3 protein-coding genes are annotated in these 2295 nt (G+C 57.3%); 1 reads left to right on the top strand and 2 read right to left on the bottom strand.

The genetic code is table 11. The features are described from left to right. Nucleotides 1-557 precede the first annotated feature (557 nt). Entirely contained in the window at nucleotides 558-1103 is a 546-nt protein-coding gene (locus GWK63_RS17005; protein WP_020958252.1) for a replication/maintenance protein RepL, read from the top strand. Between the two features lie 96 nt (nucleotides 1104-1199). On the opposite strand, the gene GWK63_RS17000 is transcribed toward GWK63_RS17005, so the two are convergent. Together GWK63_RS17000 and GWK63_RS16995 are read right to left on the bottom strand one after the other, a co-directional pair. Next, nucleotides 1200-1481, bottom strand: coding sequence for a type II toxin-antitoxin system YafQ family toxin (locus GWK63_RS17000; protein WP_014106742.1), 282 nt, complete (start codon nucleotides 1479-1481; stop codon nucleotides 1200-1202). Beyond that, the gene (locus tag GWK63_RS16995) at nucleotides 1468-1731 is read right to left on the bottom strand and encodes a type II toxin-antitoxin system RelB/DinJ family antitoxin (RefSeq protein WP_014106741.1); all 264 of its coding nucleotides are present in this window, start codon (nucleotides 1729-1731) and stop codon (nucleotides 1468-1470) included. The genes GWK63_RS17000 and GWK63_RS16995 overlap by 14 nt, the downstream gene beginning before the upstream one ends. Nucleotides 1732-2295 lie beyond the last annotated feature (564 nt).

The following is a 2295-nucleotide window of genomic DNA, read 5'->3' as shown; positions in this document are numbered from 1 at the left end:
ATAGCCAGCTTGCCGCTGGCCTCGCACCAGGTGCAACCGGAATCGCCCCGTTCGTCGCTTCTTGAGCCATTTTGCCCTTCCCCGGTTTCGCTGGCCTTGCAGGCTCCGGGCGAGCGCGGAGCGGGAGCGGCGTAGCCCGCCGAAGGCGCCGGAGCGGTGTGACGGTTAATCGACACACCCGGTCGCTGAAGCGTCGCACAACGATACGAAAACGGAATTAATCGCCCTTTTATGAGCCTCTGATCCGCCCCCGAGGGTCCACCGGCGCGGCTCCGCTGCCGCTCACGCAAGGCGTTCGCTGCGCCGCCCCCGTGGGCTTCGGGGACGGTCCAAAGATCATAGAGAGAGACCACGAAAAAAATTGTTATTTATCAATGATGTGAGGGGGGGGGGTAGCCCACCAGCTATGGGCTACCCCTAGCCCACCAGCTATGGGCTAGGTTTGGATGGAATTTGTCCAAATTTGGATTGAATTTATCTACATTTTTCGCTATAAAATGGATGAATTTCATCCAAATTTGGATGAAAAATCGTCTGATTTGATCTAGGGGTAGGCCATGAAGCCAAAGCACGTTGGATTAACCACCGCACCCAACGGAACTTGGGTTCAGGTCGAACGAGCGGCTATGGAACGATGGTCAAAATTAGCTGTATCAAATCCTAGAGCAGCGGCCGTTATGATGCTTATGACCTCCCAAATGGGCCGCAATAATGCTCTCGTCGCATCCCAAGCTACATTGGCCAAAATGGCTGGTTGCGGCTTGAATACTCTCAAAAGGGCTTTGTCCGTTTTACGAGAGGGCAACTGGATCGAAGTTCGACAGATCGGCCCCACAGGCACGGCTTGTGCTTACATCGTTAATGACCGAGTGGCTTGGTCCGGAAACCGCGATGGTATCCGCTACAGCCTGTTTTCTGCCGCTGTGTTGCTCTCAGACGACGAACAACCCGATAAGACCGAAATTGGCGCACAGCCGCCTCTACAGGCCATTCCAGACCTGTATCCGGGAGAGAAGCAGCTACCTACCGGCCCCGGCTTACCACCACCATCTCAGCCTTCTTTCGACGGCATGGAACCAGACTTGCCGGCCACCGAAAAATAGATCGCCCGACACCAAGCGCACGTTGCCCTTTGGGCAACGTATAAGCGCGCACTCTCTGATGCACCGGGACTAAGACGCCTGTCTTTCCCTTAAAGGCTAGAGGTCGAGTTCCGAATGGGAGCCCAGTCGCACCAAGACCAGGCGATCGGCCTCAATGAGGCGATAGATCAGCACCAGATCAGGCTTCACATGGCAGTCCCGATAGTCCTTCCAGTTGCCTGTCAGGGCATGGTCGCGATGCCGTATTTCCAATGCCGCATCGACCACCAGAAGCTCGATAATTCGCCGCAGATCGGTGTCTAGGGCAGCCCGATGCGGTCCCTTCGCCACCCGTTTGAAATCACGCTTGAAAGCCGTCGTGCGCTCAATCGTCCGCATGGAGATCTTCGAACAGCGCATCGACAGACCTGAAGCGCGTCAGATCCCCACGCTCGACCTCAGTAAACGCTGCCAGCGTCTCCGCATTGGGCTGAAACAGCGCGGCCGGAATCACCTTGTCCTGGGCAATCCGCGTCATCAGCACACGCACCACATCACTCACCGTCAGCCCGGCCGCGTGAATGACCTGGTTCGCGGCTTCCTGAATCTCACCCGGCACTCGGGCCTGGACCATGCGACTGACAGCCATGACATACCCTCCCAATACTGTATTTCAGTGTAATACAAAACACCAATTTCGTCTACGTTCCGGGGTGGGAGAAGGCGAAAAAAGTGAGGGCAAGATTAAAGAAACCGGCACTCTGTGACCTTGGTTTTCCGGATTCCTCTGTCTGCACATGGGGTTAGGGCGCGGCATGGTGGCACTGCGAAAATTGCCGCCAGAGTGCCGCCCTTTCCGGCCGGGCCGCGAGAAGCCCCAACATGGAACGGCACCATGCCCCACCTGATCGCGTCAGGAGAACAGGCGATCGCCTCTTGCGATCATCCGCTATAAGGCCGTCAGAGGGCCGTATGATGGCTTCCGGCTCTTGTCCGGTAGGTTGGTATCGGAAACTCGTCTGAGTGCCCTGTACGGCCATCCTTCGGCCTATAACCGGGAGTTCCCGGCTACAGACGCAGGAAGGGCCGGGCTTACCACAACCCGGCCCATCCCCTCGCCACAGGTGACTACGCCCATAGCCAGCTTGCCGCTGGCCTCGCACCAGGTGCAACCGGAATCGCCCCGTTCGTCGCTTCTTGAGCCATTTTGCCC

Source organism: Komagataeibacter rhaeticus, assembly GCF_011611525.1.
Lineage (GTDB): Bacteria > Pseudomonadota > Alphaproteobacteria > Acetobacterales > Acetobacteraceae > Komagataeibacter > Komagataeibacter rhaeticus.
Note: the sequence above shows the minus strand (reverse complement) of the source record. Positions and strands in the feature narration are given on the sequence as shown.